The sequence below is a fragment of the Rhodovulum sp. MB263 genome, from assembly GCF_002073975.1.
Classification (GTDB): domain Bacteria; phylum Pseudomonadota; class Alphaproteobacteria; order Rhodobacterales; family Rhodobacteraceae; genus Rhodovulum.
This window is the reverse complement of the sequence record NZ_CP020384.1, coordinates 1787272-1805056: the sequence shown is the minus strand read 5'-3', so window position 1 is coordinate 1805056 and position 17785 is coordinate 1787272. Positions and strand designations below refer to the sequence as shown.

Here is a 17785-nt window from a genome sequence, read left to right as displayed (position 1 = left end):
CCTTCTTGGTCGTCCGGCCGAGCGATCGCGCGATAGACCGGGACGCGGTTTGGCGGTGCTATATCCTGCCTTTGCGAGCGCTCGCGCGGTCCCGCGCGATATCGTTTCCACCCAATGCGGCCACGACCCTGCCACTGCGGCCAGGATCGTGGTCAACCATCTGGCGACCGGGTTTTCCCGCGCCTGATCCGGCCCTGCGGTCCTTCCTGCATGCGGATGCCGCGCCCCGTCTCATGCCCTGTGCAGAAATGCCCTGCCCCTGATGCCCGCGTCGCGACGCGGTTCTCGGGCTTTTGAAGGCTGCGGACGCTCTCCGCGGCGCCGCAAAAGGTCCCGCGCGCCGATCTGCCCCCGATCGGCTGGGCGCTGGCCGCGCCTGACCTGTGGTTCGGGCGGTTGCTGCGGCGGAAACGTCACCCGTCTCAAAGATCATCACGGGTCGATAGGCGAGCAGGCCCTGCCCGCTTCCGACCCGTCAGGATCCGGGACCGACGCCCCCCCCCGGGGGCGGACCCGGCTCAGGCCAGCCCGGTCTCGGTCCGACCGCGCCGGTCGCGGCGCAGATTCGCGTAAAGCACGTGATTGCGCCAGCGCCCGTTGATCTGCAGGTAGCTCTGCGCCACGCCCTCGTATTTGAAGCCGCATTTCTCCAGCACCCCGCGCGAGGCGGCATTCTCGGGCAGGCAGGCGGCCTCGATCCGGCTCAGATCCTTTTGGGCAAAGGCGTAATGCACGACGGCCTCGATCGCCTCGCGCATATAGCCCCGGCGGGCATGGCAGGCACCGATCCAGTAGCCGAGCGTGCCCGATTGCGACGGACCGCGGCGGATATTGTCGAGCGTGATCGCGCCCAGCAGCGCGTCATCCGAGCGGCGGAACAGGAACAGCGGCACCGCCGAGCCCGAGCCCAACGCCCGCTGCGCCCAGTAGACCCGGTTGGTGAAGGCCTTGCGCGCCAGATGGTCGGGCGACCAGGTCGGTTCCCAGGGCGTGAGAAAGGCGATGCTTTCGGCCCGGAGCATCGTCCAGGCCTGGAAATCGGCATGTGCCGGCGGGCGCAGGGTCATGCGCTCGGTCTCGATCCGGACCTTGCGCCTGAGGCCCAGCATCAGGCAGCCAGCCTGCCTTGCAGCGCGTCAAGCGCCGGTGCCCCCGAGACGGGGCCGTAAAGCGCCAGCGCCGGACGGCCGTCAAGGGTCAGCCGGGCGGCGAAGTCGCGCACGGCCTCGGTCGTGACCGCGTCGATATTGGCCACCGTCTCCTCGACCCCGGGCACGCGATCCCAGATCGAGACCAGCCGCGCCAGCCGCTCGGCCCTGTTCGAGGGGCTTTCCAGCCCCATCAGCAGGCCCGCCTTCATCTGCACCCGGGCGCGCGCCACCTCTGCGGGCGTCATGTCCTGGGCGGCACGGGCGAGTTCCGCCATGGTCAGCTCGGCCATCGGTCCGAGTTGCTCGGCACTGGTGCCCGCGTAAAGCGTCATCATCCCGGTATCGGCATAGGCGCCGGTCTGGGCGAAGACGGTATAGCACAGGCCACGCTTCTCGCGCAGCTCCTGGAACAGACGCGAGGACATGCCACCGCCCAGCGCGGTCGAGAAGACCTGCGCGGTATAGATCTCGGGGGTGCGATAGCCCGGGCATTCGAAGGCCAGCGCCATATGCGCCTGCTCGAGCGGCTTGACCTCGCGCCGCTCGCCGCTGGCGAAACGGGCCGGTTCGAGCGGGCCGCGCGGGGTTGCCTCGCGCCCCGAGAACAGCCCCTCGGCCAGGCGCACGATCTCGGCATGATCGACGGCGCCCGCGGCCGACAGGATCATCCGGTCGGGCGAGTAATGCGTGCCGATGAAGCGGAACAGGTCCTCGCGGGTAAAGCCGCGCACGCGCTCGGCAGGCCCCAGGATCGAGCGGCCCAGCGCCTGCCCCGGATAGGCAACCTCCTGCAGCCAGTCGAAGATCACATCATCGGGGGTGTCGAGCACCTGCCCGATTTCCTGCAGGATCACCCCGCGCTCGACCTCGATCTCATCCTCGGCAAAGACCGGATTGATCAGGATGTCGGCCAGCACGTCCAGCGCCAGCGGCACATCGGCCTCGAGCACGCGGGCGTAATAGGCCGTCATCTCGCGCGAGGTATAGGCATTGATATAGCCGCCCACATCCTCGATCGCCTCGGCGATCTCGAGCGTGGTGCGCTTCTCGGTGCCCTTGAAGGCCATATGTTCGAGGAAATGGGCGATGCCGTTTTCCTCGGGCCGCTCGTCGCGCCCGCCGGCCATGATCCAGATCCCGATGGCGGCCGATTTCAGACCGGGCATCCGCTCGGTGACGATACGAAATCCGTTCGGCAGCCTGTGCAGCTCGACGCTCAACGCTTGCGCCTTTCATTGATGAGGGCTTCGAGGGCGGCAAGGTCGTTCTCGACCGGGCTCACCCGTTCCGGCCGCTCATACAGATCGGCCATCGATTTTGGAAGGGGGGGCCGCGCGCCGGTGGCGGCCTCGACCGCATCGGGGAATTTCGCCGGATGCGCGGTCGCGAGCGTCACCATCGGCACAGCCGAGGCGGGCTGCTCGGCCGCGACCTTCACGCCGACCGCCGTATGCGGGCAGATCGTCAGACCGGTCGCGGCGAAGGTCGCACGGATCGTCCCGGAGGTCTCGGCCTCGGAGGCACGGCCCGAGGCGAAGCTTTCGCGCAGGAATTCCAGAGCACCCTGACTGATGGAAAAACCGCCCCTGGCCTTCAGATCCTCCATCTGGCCCGCGACGGCGGCGCCGTCGCGGCCATAGGCCTCGAACAGGGCGCGTTCGAAGTTGGACGAGACCTGGATATCCATCGACGGGCTGATCGAGGGCGCAACGCCCTTCGTCTCATAGGCGCCGCCGGTCAGCGCGCGGTGCAGGATGTCGTTCTGGTTGGTGGCGATCACCAGCTTCCCGATCGGCAGGCCCATGCGGCGCGCGATGTAGCCCGCGAAGATGTCGCCGAAATTGCCGGTCGGCACGGTGAAGCTGACCGGCCGGTGCGGGGCGCCCAGCGAGACCGCCGAGGTGAAGTAATAGACGACCTGGGCCAGCACCCGCGCCCAGTTGATCGAGTTAACGCCCGCAAGCCCGACCGCGTCGCGGAACTCGAAATGGTTGAACATGTCCTTCAGCCGCGCCTGGCAATCGTCGAAATCGCCCTTCAGGGCAAGCGCATGGACATTGTCCTCGGCGGGCGTCGTCATCTGGCGCCGCTGCACCTCGGAAACCCGGCCCTCGGGGAAGAGGATGAAGACATCGACATTGGGCAGCCCGCGGAAGGCCTCGATCGCGGCCGAGCCGGTATCGCCCGAGGTGGCCCCGACAATCGTCACCCGCTGTCCCGAGCGTTCGAGCGCGGCCTGGAACAGCTGGCCGATCAGCTGCATCGCGAAATCCTTGAACGCGAGCGTGGGCCCATGGAAGAGTTCAAGCAGGAAGTGGTTCGGGCCGATCTGGACCAGGAGCGCCCGGGCGGCATGGTTGAAGCCCCGATAGGCGCGGGCGATGATCGCCTCGAATTCGGCATCCGTGAAGGTGTCGCCCACGAAGGGCCGCATCACCCGGAACGCGGCCTGCTCATAGGACAGACCGGCCAGTGCCGCGATCTCGTCGGCGGACATCGCCGGAATGGTCTCGGGCACGTAAAGCCCGCCATCGCGGGCCAGCCCGGTCAGCATTGCCTCTTCGAAATTCAGAACCGGGGCCTGCCCCCGGGTCGATACATAGCGCATTGCCTGCTCTTTCCCTCAACCTGCCGCCTGATACGCCACAGATCGGGCCATGTCACCCCGGGGCGAACGGCCGATATGCCATGAAACCGGGTCGATGCCCCACGAAGCTGCCGGCGGCGGCGCGTCGCGGGGGCGTCATGGGACGCGGGACGGCCTGTCCGGGCGATGATCGTGAAACCGGGCGATGTCAAACGGGGCGATGGTCGCGAACCGGAAGAGCTATGCCTGGAAACAAGATATCCGGCACCGCGGGAGCGCGCGGCGCCGGACTCTTGCTGGCTTGGACCCGGCATCCGCCGGAACCCTGTGGCCCATGTGGAGCGACATGAGCCGATCTCCCGGTTCCCTGCTATGGCGCCTTGCGGCATCCTTGCGGTGGATCGCGCCCGGTTCGGGCCCGGTTCGCGTCGCACCGTTGCATCTTGACCCAAGACAAACATATTGAGCGGGGCGGCACAAGCGAAACCTGCGACATTCCGCCGCTTTTCCCCAAGCCCGTCCGCACCATGTCAGGAGGCCTCATGCAACACCCCCCGTTCCGCCCATTCGAGACCGCACTCGACCGCGACCGGGCGCTGCTGCTGTTGCAGGCCGCCACGCTGGGCGCCGAGGATGGCGAGTTGTTTCTCGAGCGGCGCCGCTCGGAAATGCTGAGCTTCGATGACGGCCGGCTCAGGACGGCAAGCTACGATGCCACTGAAGGATTCGGCCTGCGCGCGGTGCGCGGCGAGGCCTCGGGCTATGCCCATTCAAGCGACATCTCGGAAGCGGCGCTGAAACGCGCGGTCGAGACCGCCCGGCTTGCCGTGGCCGAGGGCGGCGGCACGCTTGCGCTGGGACCGCAGCCCACCAACCGGCGGCTCTATAGCGATGCCGACCCGCTGGCCGAGGCGCCCTTCGCGCTCAAGATCGAGACGCTCCGCGAAATCGACGATTTCGCCCGGGCGCTCGACCCCCGCGTGGTGCAGGTGACCGCCACGCTCGCAGCCTCGCTGCAGGAGGTGGTCATCCTGCGCCCTGACGGCACGCTTCTTTCCGACATCCGGCCGATGACCCGGCTCAATGTCTCGGTGATCGTCGAGGAGAACGGGCATCGCGAATCGGGCAGCCATGGCGGCGGCGGCCGCACCGGGCTGGCCGGGCGGATCGACCGGGCCGGCTGGGAGGCCTCGGCGCGCGAGGCGCTGCGCATCGCGCTGGTCAATCTCGAGGCCGAGCCCGCGCCTGCCGGAATGATGGATGTGGTGCTGGGGCCGGGCTGGCCCGGCATCCTGCTGCATGAGGCGGTGGGCCACGGGCTCGAGGGCGATTTCAACCGCAAGGGCAGCTCGGCCTTTGCCGGGCTGATGGGGCAGCAGGTGGCGGCCAGGGGCGTGACCGTGATCGACGACGGCACCATTCCCGACCGGCGCGGCTCGATCAGTTTCGATGACGAGGGCACGCCCTCGAACCGCACCGTGCTGATCGAGGATGGCGTGCTTGTCGGCTACATGCAGGACCGCCAGAACGCACGGCTGATGGGGCTCGCGCCCACCGGCAACGGCCGGCGCGAAAGCCATGCCCATCCGCCGATGCCGCGGATGACCAATACCTGCATGCTGGGCGGCGACACCGATCCTGCCGACATACTGGCCGGGCTGAAGGACGGGATCTATGCGGTAGGCTTCGGCGGCGGGCAGGTCGACATCACCAATGGCAAGTTCGTCTTCAGCTGCACCGAGGCCTACCGGGTGAGGAACGGCAAGGTCGGGGCCCCGGTCAAGGGCGCCACGCTGATCGGCGACGGCCCGGCCGCGATGAAGCAGATACGCGCCATCGGCAATGACATGGCGCTGGATCCCGGGATCGGCAATTGCGGCAAGGCAGGGCAATGGGTTCCGGTGGGCGTGGGCCAGCCGACGCTGCTGATCGGCGGGCTGACGGTGGGGGGCGCCGCGGCCTGAGGCCCGGCCGTTCTCCGACAGTCCGGTGGCTTGCCGGGGCCGGTTGCGGCAAGAAACTCCGGCAGCGGCCGAGAGGTCGCCCGGGTTTGGAATGGCGGTCCTCACAGGGGCAAAGGGGGTCCGCCTGCGAGGTGGGGGCGCGAAAACCGGATCCATTTCCCGGGGCTTGGGCCATGCCGCCCCGCAAGCGCGGTTTCAACAGTATCGCCAATCCCGAATTTTCGCGCATAAGGAGAATTTTTGGAATTCGTTCACCTTCCATTAACCCATTTCACCGCAGATTGGGATCACGGATGAGCGGAGCTGCGAAACGTGGAGATTGCTTCTTCCTACCACCCCCTCGCACCACCCACCCGGGAAGACACCCTGGTTACGTGGCTTCGTCTCATCCGGTCACGCCGTGTCGGCGCAACCACCTTCTTCAGGCTGATCGAAGATCATGGCACCGCCGCAGCGGCGCTGGAGGCCCTGCCCGACATCGCCAGCGCGGCGGGCGTCAAGGATTACACCCCCTTTCCCGAGGATCTGGCCAAGGCCGAGATCGCCCGGGCCCGCAAGCTGGGCGCGGTCGCGCTTTTGCATGACGACCCGTCCTATCCCCTTGCCCTGCGCGACCTTGCAGACGCCCCGCCCGTGCTCTGGGCCCTTGGCCGTACCGATCTCGTACAGCGCCCGATGGTGGCGCTGGTCGGCGCGCGCAACGCCTCTTCGCTGGGGCTGCGCATGGCGCGGCGGCTGGCCGAGGGGCTGGCCGCGTCCGGCTATGTGATCGTCTCGGGGCTCGCCCGCGGCATCGACCGCGCCGCCCATATCGCCGCGATGGAGACCGGGACCGTCGCGGTGCAGGCAGGCGGGATCGACATGCCCTACCCGGTCGAGAATACCGGGCTCGCCGAGGAGATCGGGCAAAAGGGGCTGCGGCTTTCCGAACAGCCGCCCGGGCTTGCCCCGCAGGCCCGCCATTTTCCGCAACGCAACCGCATCGTCTCGGGGCTCGCCCGCGCCGTCATCGTGGTCGAGGCCGCCTCGCGCTCGGGCAGCCTGATCACCGCCCGTGCCGCCCTCGATCAGGGCCGCGAGGTGCTGGCCGTCCCGGGCCATCCTTTCGACGCCCGGGCCTCGGGCTGCAACATGCTGATCCGCGACGGCGCGGTGCTGGTGCGCCATCCAGAGGATGTGCTCGAGGCGCTTGGCCCCGTGCCCCGGCCGGATGCCGACAGCCCGGCCGAGGCGCCGCCGCCGCGGATGACCGCCATCCCCGAGACCCCGCCCGCGGCCCGCCGCGCCGCGCCGCCCGACACGGCCGCACTTCATGCCCGCATCCTAGACCGTCTCGGCCCCTCGCCCCTGGCCGAGGACCAGCTGATCCGCGACCTCGGCCTGCCCGCAGGCACCGTCACCTCCGAACTGCTGACACTGGAACTCGACGGCCGGATCGCACGCGCGCCGGGCGGGCTTCTGTCGCGCCCGGACTGACCGGCCCTGACGGGGACCGGGAGGATTGCGGGCATGAAAGGGGCGCATCTCAACCCTGAGGCGAAAAACCCCATGCACCCTTCCGTGCATTGACATTCGCACTCTCCCCCCCACATCTTGCGCCGCCAAGCCACCCGCCCTCAGAGTCGAGAGAAATCCATGCCCGTCGTCGTTGTCGAGTCCCCGGCCAAAGCCAAGACAATCAACAAGTATCTGGGCTCCGACTACACGGTTCTCGCCTCTTATGGCCATGTGCGCGACCTGCCCCCGAAAGACGGATCGGTCGATCCCGAGCAGGGATTCGAGATGACCTGGGAGGTCGGCTCGGACAGCAAGAAGCATGTGAAGGCCATCGCCGACGCGCTGAAAGAGGACAATGCGCTGATCCTCGCCACCGACCCCGATCGCGAGGGCGAGGCGATTTCCTGGCATCTGGAAGAGACATTGCGCGCCCGCCGCGCGATCAAGAAGGACACCGCCGTCAGCCGGGTCGTCTTCAACGCCATCACCAAATCGGCGGTGACCGAGGCGATGAAGAACCCGCGCACCGTCGACGAGCCCCTCGTCCATGCCTATCTGGCGCGCCGGGCGCTTGACTATCTGGTGGGCTTCAACCTGTCGCCGGTCCTGTGGCGCAAGCTGCCGGGCGCGAAATCGGCGGGCCGGGTGCAGTCGGTCTGCCTGCGGCTTATCGTCGAGCGCGAGATGGAGATCGAGGCCTTCCGCGCCCGCGAATACTGGACGGTCTCGGCCCAGTTCGCGACGCCGCGCGGCCAGATCTACGAGGCGCGGCTGATCACGCTGGGCGGCCAGAAGCTCGACAAGTTCGACCTGGGCACCGCGACCGATGCCGAGCTGGCGGTCAGGGCCGTCGAAAGCCGCGAGTTCACCGTCGCCGCCGTCGAGGCCAAGCCCGGTACCCGCAACCCCGCGCCGCCCTTCATGACCTCGACCCTGCAGCAGGAAGCCAGCCGCAAGTTCGGCTTCGGCGCGCGCCAGACCATGCAGGCGGCACAACGCCTCTATGAGGCGGGCATCATCACCTACATGCGGACCGACGGCATCGACATGGCCCCCGAGGCGGTGATGGCCGCGCGCGACGCGATCAAGGACCGCTACGGCGCGGATTACGTTCCGAAATCGCCGCGGATGTACAAGAACAAGGCCAAGAACGCGCAGGAAGCGCATGAATGTATCCGGCCGACCGAGATGACCCGCGATCCGTCCAAGCTGCGGGTGACCGACGAGGATCAGCGCAAGCTCTATGACCTGATCTGGAAGCGCACCATCGCCAGCCAGATGGAGGCCGCGCGGCTGGAACGCACCACCGTCGATGTCGAAAGCGCGGATCGCGAGGTGGTGCTGCGCGCCACCGGCCAGGTCGTGCTCTTCGATGGGTTTCTCAAGGTCTACGAAGAGGGCCGAGACGATACCGAGGATGGCGACGACAGGCGCCTGCCGCAGATAGCGCAGGGCGAACCCGCCCGGCCCGCATCGGCCGACCGCTTCGCCGCCGATTACGCGACGCTTGCCGGGACCGGCAGCGCCGCCCGCGACCCCGAGCTGATCGAGGCCCCCGCAGAGGACCGGGTGCTTCGCTGCGATCGGGCAATCCTCGATGCAGGCAAGGCGATCCTCGCCCAGCAGCATTTCACCCAGCCGCCGCCGCGCTATACCGAGGCCACGCTGGTCAAGCGTATGGAAGAGCTCGGCATCGGCCGGCCCTCGACCTATGCCTCGATCGTCACCACGATCCAGGATCGCGGCTATGTGCTGAAGGACAAGAACCGGCTGATCCCCGAGGACAAGGGGCGGCTGGTGACGGCCTTCCTGTCGAATTATTTCAGCCGCTATGTGGGCTACGAGTTCACCGCCAATCTGGAGGACGAGCTTGACGACGTCTCGGCGGGCGAGCGCGCCTATCTCGACGTGCTCAGCCGGTTCTGGAAGGATTTCTCGGCCGCCATCGCCGAAACCGCCGATCTGCGGATTTCCGAGGTCCTCGACAAGATCGATGACGTGCTGGCGCCGCATCTCTACCCGCCGCGCGAGGACGGCTCCGACCCGCGCATCTGCCCCAAATGCGGGGCGGGCCGGCTGAACCTCAAGACCGCGCGCTCGGGCGGGGCCTTCATCGGCTGCTCGAACTACCCCGAATGCCGCTATACCCGCTCGCTCTCGGCGGTGAATGGCGATGACGGCTCCGAGCTCGACGGCAAGGTGCTGGGCCATGACGGCGAGGACGAGATCAGCCTGCGCATCGGCCGTTTCGGCCCCTATGTGCAGCGCGGCGAGGCCACCGAAGAGGTGCCGAAACCGCCGCGGGCCAGCCTGCCCAAGGGCTGGAAGCCCGAGGAGATCGACCTCGAGAAGGCGCTGATGCTCCTGAGCCTGCCGCGCGAGATCGGGCCGCATCCCGAGGATGGCGAGACCGTCGAGGCCGGGATCGGGCGCTATGGGCCCTTCGTCAAGCATGGCCGGAAATACGCCAACCTGCCCGATGTCGAGGAGGTCTTCACCATCGGCATGAACCGCGCGGTCGAGGTGCTGGCCCAGAAGAAGACCCGCGGCGGCGCCACGGCCGCGAAACCGCTGCGCCAGCTTGGCGAGCATCCCGAGAAGGGCGGCGCCATCGACGTCATGGCCGGACGCTACGGACCCTATGTGAAATGGGAGAAGGTCAACGCGACCCTGCCCAAGGATGTGGAGCCCGAGGGCGTGACGCTGGAACAGGCGGTCGAGCTGATCGACGCCAAGGCGGCCAAGGGTGGCAAGACCAAGGCCAAGGCAAAGGCGAAACCCGCTGCCGCCAAGACCGCGAAGACGACCGGAAAAACCGCCGCGAAATCGACGGCAAAGACGGCCGGGACCAAGGCAAAGACCACGAAAGCGGCGAAGACGACAAAGGCGAAGACGCCGGACCAGTCAGAATAGAAGCCCTGCCTGCAAGGGCTCGCAGGAATGCGCGTTGGGGTGAGCAGATGTGATTGGTCTGCGCGTCTTCGCTGCCCCAGATTGCGCCCCCGAGGCAAGGGCGCGGGCAATCCCGTGCCGAAGAAGAAGAGGGGGCGGTTTCCATGACGGACCGGAACATGTCGCGCCGCAAGGCACTTTTGGCATTTGGCGCAACCTTTGGAACGGGCCTTGCCGCGCCAGCGCTTCTGCGCGCCGAGCCCGCGCCGATGACCCGCCGCAACATCTCGAGCTTTTCCCAGCAGCACTGGCGCGATCATTTCGATACGCTGGGCACGGCTGCGATCGTGGCCGACACCTCGTCGCGCGCCCTGCATTTCTGGAGCGGCGATGGCGAGGACTACCGGATCTATCCGACCTCGGTGCCGATCAGCGAGGACCTGACCAAGCGCGGCTATACCAAGGTGGTGCGCAAGCGGATCGGGCCCGACTGGACCCCCACCCCCTCGATGGTCGAGCGCAACCCCGATCTGCACTACATGCCGCCAGGCCCCGACAATCCGTTGGGGACCCATGCCATGTACCTGTCCTGGCCCGCCTATCTCATTCACGGCACCCATGACACGCGCAAGATCGGCCGACCGTCCTCGGATGGCTGCATCGGGCTTTACAATGAAATGATCGCCGAACTTTACGCCATCACCCCAGTGGGCACCCAGGTCCGGATCATCTGATCGGGGCCGGGCCGCAGAGCCCCCTCTCGGGTCACATCGGCGCGCAGGTCGGGAAACACGTCTTCCGAAAGCGGGCGCACCGGTGCAGGGCGCGCGCCCGACATGTCCCGCGAAAGCCGGTCAGGCATCCGTCCCGGCAAGAGGGCTCAGGATGCAGGTGGCCATGTCGAGCGTCCCGACGGTCCGCGCCCTGCCCGTCTCGTCGCTTTCGCAGATCTCGACCGTCATTCCGATGTCGCCGCGCCGATAGTCCAGCGTTGCGCAAGCAGATCGGCGCGCAGGCGTTCCAGGGTTTCCTCCGTCAGCTCGGGCAGATCTGTCGGAGCGATCCCCCCGGTCAGGTCGCCGAGGTTTTCGGACGCTGCCATTTAGCAGGGTGTGCGGATGGCGGTCATCGGCCTGTCGACCAACGCGCCGATGGTTTCGGCGACAAGTTCCTCTACGGTCATGTCCAGCCGGTCCCCGTCGACGAGGATACGCCTTGACGGCAAATCGCTTGCCGACGGACTTGCCAGCGCCGTGTCGATCTCGAACAGGGTGCGGGTGGCCATGGCATCCCTGGTGTCGTGCGAGACGCTGGCCTGTTCGGCCCCGGTCAGATCGCTGTCATGGACGATCCCGGCCGGATCCCGACCGGGATCGGTCCCGATCTCGCGGCCCTGGTCGTTTGCATGGCCGCCAGTTCATTGGAGATCAGCGACCGGATGGCCTCCAGCACCTTCCGCGTCGGTTGCGACAGGCCGCCATCCGGCGCAACGCTGCGACGCGGATCGCCATAGAACCCGCCCATGTCCGGGCTCGGCGAGCGGCCGAAGATTTCGGCGCCGCCCGGACCGTCGCCTGAAAGCCCGCCTGGCCGGTTGGCCGATTGGCCACGGCGAGGGCGGTTGAAACAGCGACAATGTCATCTGCGTCAGAGACCGGTTCACGATCATCCTTGCCTCCTCGACCGTCGCCTCCGGTTCAGATGCCCGGAAATTAAGAAGGCCTGAAGGAGGGTCCGTCCCGGCCGGGGCAAGGGCTACGTCCGGCGACCGCTCACGTCCCGGGGCCCCAGTCGATTGACTCCCCCGTGACCGTTCGTCACAACTTTGTCCAGAGGATCAGAGGGAGAGTTTCATGAAGAAAATCTATGGCACTGCCGCCGAGGCCCTGGACGGGCTGCTGGCAGACGGCATGCTCATCGCCGCAGGCGGGTTCGGACTTTGCGGCATACCGGAGCTTCTGATCCAGGCAATCCGCGAGGCCGGCACCAAGGACCTGACCTTCGCCTCGAACAATGCCGGCGTCGACGATTTCGGCATCGGGCTCCTGCTGCAGACCCGCCAGGTCAGGAAGATGATCTCGTCCTATGTCGGCGAGAATGCCGAATTCATGCGGCAATACCTGTCGGGTGAGCTCGAGCTGGAATTCAACCCCCAGGGCACGCTCGCCGAGCGGATGCGGGCGGGCGGCGCGGGCATTCCGGGCTTCTACACCAAGACCGGCGTCGGCACCGTCATCGCCGAGGGCAAGGAACACAAGGAGTTCGACGGCGAGACCTATATTCTCGAACGCGGGATCGTTGCCGATCTGTCCATCGTCAAGGCCTGGAAGGCCGACGAGACCGGCAACCTCGTCTTCCGCAAGACCGCCCGCAACTTCAACCCGCCCGCCGCGATGTGCGGCAAGGTCTGCGTCTGCGAGGTCGAGGAGATCGTGCCGGTGGGCAGTCTCGAGCCCGACCAGATCCACCTGCCGGGGATCTACGTGCATCGCCTGATCCAGGGCGAACACGAGAAGCGGATCGAACAGCGCACCACGCGCGCGGCTTGAGGGAGGGAAAAAGCATGGCCTGGGACCGTAACCGGATGGCGGCGCGCGCCGCAGAGGAACTCAAGGACGGGATGTATGTCAATCTGGGCATCGGCATTCCGACCCTGGTGGCGAATTACATCCCCGAGGGCGTGAACGTCACGCTGCAATCGGAGAACGGGATGCTGGGCATCGGCCCCTTCCCGATCGAGGGCGAGGAAGATCCCGACCTCATCAATGCCGGCAAGCAGACCATCACCGAGCTGCCGCATTCGGCCTATTTCGACAGTGCCACCAGCTTTGGCATGATCCGGGGCGGCAAGATCGCGATGGCGATCCTCGGCGCGATGGAAGTGGCCGAGAACGGAGATCTCGCGAACTGGATGATCCCCGGCAAGCTGGTCAAGGGCATGGGCGGCGCGATGGATCTGGTCGCGGGCGTCGGCCGGGTGGTGGTGGTGATGGACCACACCAACAAGCATGGCGACTCGAAGCTGCTGAAGGAATGCACCCTGCCGCTGACCGGCACCGGGGTCGTCGACCGCATCATCACCAACTTCGGCGTGCTAGACGTGGTCGAGGGCGGGCTGAAGATCGTCGAATGCGCCGAGGGCGTCACCGAGGACGAGATCCGGGCCGCGACCGAGGCCCGCATCGTCGACTGAGCGCCGCTGCCTCGGCACAGGACGACAGAAGAAAGGCCGCGCCGGTTTCCCGGCGCGGCCTTTTCATCCAGCCCTTCCGGCGCGGGGCCGGAAGACCGGATCAGTCGGCATTCGCCGCATTATAGGCCGCGATGGCGGCAACCCGGGGGTAGCTGATGGTCTGCGGTGCCAGCCCGTTATCGCGGTGGCCATGCGCGGCCACGTAGCCGTTATCGCTTTCCGCAGCGAGCGAGGCCACGACCTTGGCCACGCGGGCATCGGCATAGCCCGAGGACGACATCGTGGTCGAGTCGGCCGGGCTGAACCAGACCTGCGCCAGCGGGCCGTCTTTCTCGGCGGCAGCCTTGATCTGGATCAGCTGGCTGGCGCTGTAGACACCAGCTTCGACGCCGAGATCCTGTTCCAGCTGGGACTGGGCGAAGACGGGAGTGGACAGAGCGACAAAAGCGGCCGCGGTCAGGGCAAGGGTTTTCATGGTTTTGTTCCTTTTATGTGCATTTCGGCGGCTCGATGCCGTCGGATGAGGCATAGATGGCACCAGCTTTATCCGAATTCAACGCACAGAAAGGTGATATTGATGCAATTTAGGTTCGTATACGCACATATAGACGTCAGAAATTCGCCACATCCAACCACCAACGGAACAATCGCCGGATTTTGGCGGAAACGGTTCGCATTCCGCAGCACTTCCCGTGCTATCTGGCCGGAGACAGCAAACGGGTGACGCCTCTATGACCGGAACATCGCTCTCCTCCGCCCCGCCCGCCTCGCGCCGACTGCGCGACGCCCTGGTGATGGCGGGCCTTCTGGCGCTGGTGCTGATCGGCCTGGCAGGGCTCGCCACGGCCACCGGATGGGATCACACCATGGCCCAGCTGTCCCGGCTGGGCCCGATCCAGGGCGCCGCACTTCTGGGTCTGTCGCTGATCAACTACCTTTTGCGCGCGCTGCGCTGGCATGCCTTCGGGCGACAGCTCGGCCTGCCGCCGGGGCTCTGGCGCGACATCCGCCATTATCTCGGCGGCTTCCTGATGATCGCGACGCCCGGACGGCTTGGAGAACTGGTGCGGGTGCGCTGGATAAGGCGCGAGACCGGGCTGCCGCTGGAACGCTCGGCGCCGCTCTTCGTGATGGACCGCGCCGCCGATCTGGTGGCGATGGCGCTGATCCTCTGCCTGGCTCTGGCGCTGTCCGCAGGTCACATCGCGGGCGCGATCCCGGTTGCGGTCCTTGCGCTTGCCGCCGCCGCCGTCGCGACCAATGGCCGGTTGATGGCAGCGCTGGTGACGCGCGGCTACCGGATCTTCGGTCGCTGGCCACGGCTGTTCGGGCGGCTTCGCAGAATGGCGCGGACATTGGGCCGCTTCGCCGATGCCCGGCTGCTGGCCGTCTCGATCCTGCTGGGCTCTCTGGGCTGGATGGCCGAGGGCTATGCCTTTCATCAACTGCTGATCTGGCTCGGCGCCGATATCGGGCTCTGGAAGGCCGTCGGCATCTTCGTCTTCGCCACGCTGGCGGGCGGGCTGACAGGTGCGCCGGGGGGGCTGGGCGGCGCCGAGGCTGCGATGATTGCGCTTCTTGCACTCGAGGGCCTGCCGCTGGAAACTTCGGTCGCGGCCACGGCGGTGATCCGGATCACCACCTTGTGGTTCGCGATCGGGATCGGCGCCCTGGTCTTTCCCGTGGCGGAACGAATGTCGAAAAGGACAGTGGATGCAGTGGAAAACCGCTGATTATGCCGGATGGGGCCGGGCGCTTCGGGCCCATGGCCGGATCGCCCGGCCGGAACGGGTTTCGGCCCTGACCGAGGCGCTGGCCGAAGGCGGGCCCGCCATCGGCAATTGCCGCTCTTATGGCGACAGCCCGCTGAATGACGGCGGCGCCGCGATCCGGATGACGCGGATGGACCGGCTTCTGGCCTTCGATCCCGAGACCGGCGTGATCGAGGTCGAGGCCGGCGCCAGCATCGGCGCGCTGCTGAAACTTCTGGCGCCGCGCGGCTGGATGCCCGCGGTGATGCCCGGCACCGGCCTTGCGACGGTCGGCGGCTGCATCGCCAATGACGTGCATGGCAAGAACCATCATGGTGCGGGCAGTTTCGGCCAGCATGTGCTGGCGGTGACGCTGATGACCGCCGCAGGCCCGCGCGAGGTGAGCCCGGCCTCCGATCCGGACCTGTTCCGCGCCACGATGGGCGGTCTCGGCCAGACCGGCGCCATCCTCTCGGCACGGCTGCAGCTCAGGACGATCCCCGGCCAGCGGATGAAGGTGCTGGAAACCGCGATGCCGGATTTCGACAGCTTCATCGCCGCGCTCGACGCCTCGAAGGCCGAATTCGCGGTGGGCTGGATCGACGCGACGGCGAAACGCAAGCGGCTCGGGCGCGGCATTCTCGAGGAGGCCACATTGGTCGAGGGCACCCGCCCCGGCCCCGAGCGCAAACGGAAGCCCGTGCCCTTCGACGCGCCCAACGCGCTGTTGTCCCGACCGGTGGTGAAGATCTTCAACCGCTGGTACGGATCGGGCGTGCCCGATGGCGGCCGCAAGCGGACCCGCGCGCTGGACGATTTCTTCTTCCCGCTCGATGCGCTGAGCGACTGGAACCGGCTATATGGTAAGCGCGGCTTCCACCAGTTCCAATGCGTGCTGCCCGCCGACCGGGCGGCCGCGCTGAAGGAGATCCTGAGCACCATCGCGCGGGGCGGCATCGCCTCGCCGCTCGCGGTCCTGAAACGGATGGGGCCGGGCCGGGCCGGGCATCTGTCCTTCCCGATGGAGGGTTACACGCTGGCGGTCGACATGCCCGCCCGCGCCAGGGTCCCCACGCTCTACGCCAGGCTCGAGGATCAGGTGCTGGCCGCAGGCGGGCGGATCTATCTGGCCAAGGACGCGCTGGCCCGCCCCGAAAGCATGGCCGCGATGTATCCCGAACTGGAGGCCTGGCGCGCCGAGGCGGCCAAGGCCGATCCCGAGGCGCGTCTGGCCACCGATCTGGTGCGGCGCCTGCACCTGAGGAGCCTGTGATGGCAGAGACCTGGATCATTCTCGGGGCCTCGTCCTCGATGGCACGGGCGCTGGTGCGCCGGCTGGCAGCCCGTGGTGACGGGGTGATCCTCGCCGGGCGCGAGCTTGCCGATCTCGAACGCGACGCGGCCGATGCGCGCGTCCGCGGCGCGGCCGTCGCCGAAACCATCCGCTTCGATGCACGCGACCCGGCCTGCCTGGCGCCCATCCTCGCCCGGGCCGAGGCCTGCGAAGGCACGGTCTCGGCAGCGGTCTTCGTGGGCTCGATGCCGCCCCAGGCCGAGATCGACGCCGATCCCGGCCTGATCGGGGGCGTCGTCACCGACAGCTTCACCGGCCCGGCCCGTGTCTTGCAGGGGCTCGCCCCGATCATCGAGGCCCGCGGCGCGGGCACCGTCATCGGCGTGGGCTCGGTCGCGGGCGATCGCGGGCGAATCGGCAACTATGTCTATGGCGCGGCCAAGGCGGCCTTTGCGACCTATCTGTCGGGGCTGCGCAACCGGCTGGGCCGCGCGGGCGGGCATGTGCTGACGGTCAAGCCCGGCTTTACCGACACCGCGATGACCTGGGGCATCGAGGGCATGTTCCTCGTGGCCTCGCCCGACAAGGTCGCCGATGACATCCTGAGCGCGCTCGAAAAACAGCGCAACGTGATCTACACGCCAGTCTTCTGGATGGGGATCATGGGCATCATCCGGCTGATCCCGGAACGGGTGTTCAAGAAACTCTCGGTCTGAGAGTTGTCGCGTCGTCCGGGTCCGGCCCCGGGGCCGGGGCCCCGCGGCTGGCACGCCGGATCCGTCCCTGTTGGCGTCGGCGTGCTTTGCGTTTTCCGGACCGGCCGGTTTCGATCCTGCCCGTCTTCACCCCTGCCCCTCCAGACCCATATCTATCGGGATGAAATCCTGTTTTCGCAACCGTTTCGCAGGAATTGTTAATTCATTCCCGTACGTTTTCCTAAGGCTTCGACAGTGTTCCCGACCTGGTGAAAATTGCCAAAGCCGAGCCCAACTCTCGCCTGATTTTACGGGCCTGATGGACGGGCCGAAGCGGTTGAGAGGACGTCCCCCGGGAGGCCCGGCGCTTCATCCATTGTCACCCGAGCCGAACGACCACCTTCTGGAGGGGCAGCAAACATGAAACTCTTCGACATCCTCAGGACCTTCGCCAAAGCCGAGTCAGGCACCGCAACCGTCGACTGGGTGGTCCTGACCGCAGCCATCATCGGCCTTGGCATCGCCGTTCTGGCCACCTTCGGCCCCGGCGTGAACGATCTGGGCGACAGCTTCTCGGAGTCCCGGTCGGGGGCCTCGGTTGCCGAACGGGGCACGCTCGGCTGGAGCGAATGACCGGCCCGGGCCTGTGTCCGGACATTGCCAGGGCCGCACCCTGCGTGCGGCCTTTCCTGTCTGTCGGGCGCCGTCCGGCAGGCACGGAATTTACAAAATAGTATCGAAGCGCAGGTCTCGGGATCGCA

Annotated in this window: 16 protein-coding genes; 10 read left to right on the top strand and 6 right to left on the bottom strand. The window is 67.2% G+C overall.

Annotated features, from left to right (window positions below; all coding sequences use genetic code 11):
• Window positions 1-518 precede the first annotated feature (518 nt).
• Genes B5V46_RS08460 through thrC form a run of 3 tightly spaced genes read right to left on the bottom strand, consistent with a single transcriptional unit; the run spans window position 519 to window position 3759 of the window.
• On the bottom strand, window positions 519-1109 hold the full coding sequence (locus B5V46_RS08460; protein ID WP_080616196.1) for a GNAT family N-acetyltransferase: 591 nt from the start codon (window positions 1107-1109) through the stop codon (window positions 519-521).
• Window positions 1109-2371, bottom strand: coding sequence for a pitrilysin family protein (locus tag B5V46_RS08455; protein ID WP_080616195.1), 1263 nt, complete (start codon window positions 2369-2371; stop codon window positions 1109-1111). The genes B5V46_RS08460 and B5V46_RS08455 overlap by 1 nt, the downstream gene beginning before the upstream one ends.
• The gene (gene thrC, locus B5V46_RS08450; RefSeq protein ID WP_080616194.1) at window positions 2368-3759 is read right to left on the bottom strand and encodes a threonine synthase; all 1392 of its coding nucleotides are present in this window, start codon (window positions 3757-3759) and stop codon (window positions 2368-2370) included. Before thrC ends, B5V46_RS08455 begins: the two co-directional genes overlap by 4 nt.
• Before the next feature lie 521 nt (window positions 3760-4280).
• Here thrC and tldD point away from each other — a divergent pair.
• The 4 genes from tldD to B5V46_RS08430 all read left to right on the top strand — a co-directional run bounded on the left by tldD (window position 4281) and on the right by B5V46_RS08430 (window position 10825).
• Window positions 4281-5702, top strand: coding sequence for a metalloprotease TldD (gene tldD / locus B5V46_RS08445; protein WP_080616193.1), 1422 nt, complete (start codon window positions 4281-4283; stop codon window positions 5700-5702).
• 312 nt (window positions 5703-6014) lie between these two features.
• Window positions 6015-7178 carry a DNA-processing protein DprA gene (gene dprA, locus B5V46_RS08440; RefSeq protein ID WP_369822825.1) on the top strand — a complete coding sequence of 388 codons (1164 nt, stop codon included), beginning with the start codon at window positions 6015-6017 and terminating at the stop codon, window positions 7176-7178.
• 159 nt (window positions 7179-7337) lie between these two features.
• Complete coding sequence (gene topA, locus B5V46_RS08435) at window positions 7338-10112, top strand: type I DNA topoisomerase (protein ID WP_080616192.1); 2775 nt, start codon at window positions 7338-7340, stop codon at window positions 10110-10112.
• Window positions 10113-10255: 143 nt separating this feature from the next.
• On the top strand, window positions 10256-10825 hold the full coding sequence (locus B5V46_RS08430; protein WP_080616191.1) for a L,D-transpeptidase: 570 nt from the start codon (window positions 10256-10258) through the stop codon (window positions 10823-10825).
• A 224-nt stretch (window positions 10826-11049) separates the two neighbouring features.
• Here the strand turns inward: B5V46_RS08430 and B5V46_RS19725 are convergent, their stop codons facing one another.
• Both B5V46_RS19725 and B5V46_RS08425 read right to left on the bottom strand, forming a co-directional pair.
• Complete coding sequence (locus B5V46_RS19725; protein WP_155773988.1) at window positions 11050-11193, bottom strand: hypothetical protein; 144 nt, start codon at window positions 11191-11193, stop codon at window positions 11050-11052.
• Entirely contained in the window at window positions 11194-11376 is a 183-nt protein-coding gene (locus tag B5V46_RS08425) for a hypothetical protein (RefSeq protein WP_080616190.1), read from the bottom strand. It abuts the gene before it with no gap.
• 568 nt (window positions 11377-11944) lie between these two features.
• Between B5V46_RS08425 and B5V46_RS08415 the strand changes: the two genes are divergently transcribed.
• Together B5V46_RS08415 and B5V46_RS08410 are read left to right on the top strand one after the other, a co-directional pair.
• Window positions 11945-12640: a CoA transferase subunit A gene (locus tag B5V46_RS08415; RefSeq protein WP_042462374.1), complete on the top strand. Its 696-nt coding sequence runs from the start codon at window positions 11945-11947 to the stop codon at window positions 12638-12640.
• Window positions 12641-12654: 14 nt separating this feature from the next.
• On the top strand, window positions 12655-13284 hold the full coding sequence (locus tag B5V46_RS08410) for a 3-oxoacid CoA-transferase subunit B (protein WP_080616188.1): 630 nt from the start codon (window positions 12655-12657) through the stop codon (window positions 13282-13284).
• 100 nt (window positions 13285-13384) lie between these two features.
• Here B5V46_RS08410 and B5V46_RS08405 read toward each other — a convergent pair whose 3' ends face one another.
• The gene (locus tag B5V46_RS08405) at window positions 13385-13759 is read right to left on the bottom strand and encodes a hypothetical protein (protein WP_080616187.1); all 375 of its coding nucleotides are present in this window, start codon (window positions 13757-13759) and stop codon (window positions 13385-13387) included.
• Between the two features lie 256 nt (window positions 13760-14015).
• On the opposite strand from B5V46_RS08405, the gene B5V46_RS08400 reads away from it, so the two are divergent.
• The 4 genes from B5V46_RS08400 to B5V46_RS08385 all read left to right on the top strand — a co-directional run bounded on the left by B5V46_RS08400 (window position 14016) and on the right by B5V46_RS08385 (window position 17657).
• Window positions 14016-15017, top strand: a complete 1002-nt coding sequence (locus B5V46_RS08400) for a lysylphosphatidylglycerol synthase transmembrane domain-containing protein (protein WP_080616186.1) — start codon at window positions 14016-14018, stop codon at window positions 15015-15017.
• Window positions 14998-16308: an FAD-binding oxidoreductase gene (locus tag B5V46_RS08395; RefSeq protein WP_080616185.1), complete on the top strand. Its 1311-nt coding sequence runs from the start codon at window positions 14998-15000 to the stop codon at window positions 16306-16308. Before B5V46_RS08400 ends, B5V46_RS08395 begins: the two co-directional genes overlap by 20 nt.
• Window positions 16308-17045, top strand: coding sequence for an SDR family NAD(P)-dependent oxidoreductase (locus B5V46_RS08390; protein WP_080616184.1), 738 nt, complete (start codon window positions 16308-16310; stop codon window positions 17043-17045). The genes B5V46_RS08395 and B5V46_RS08390 overlap by 1 nt, the downstream gene beginning before the upstream one ends.
• Window positions 17046-17444: 399 nt before the next feature.
• Window positions 17445-17657 carry a hypothetical protein gene (locus B5V46_RS08385; RefSeq protein WP_080616183.1) on the top strand — a complete coding sequence of 71 codons (213 nt, stop codon included), beginning with the start codon at window positions 17445-17447 and terminating at the stop codon, window positions 17655-17657.
• Window positions 17658-17785: the final 128 nt, after the last annotated feature.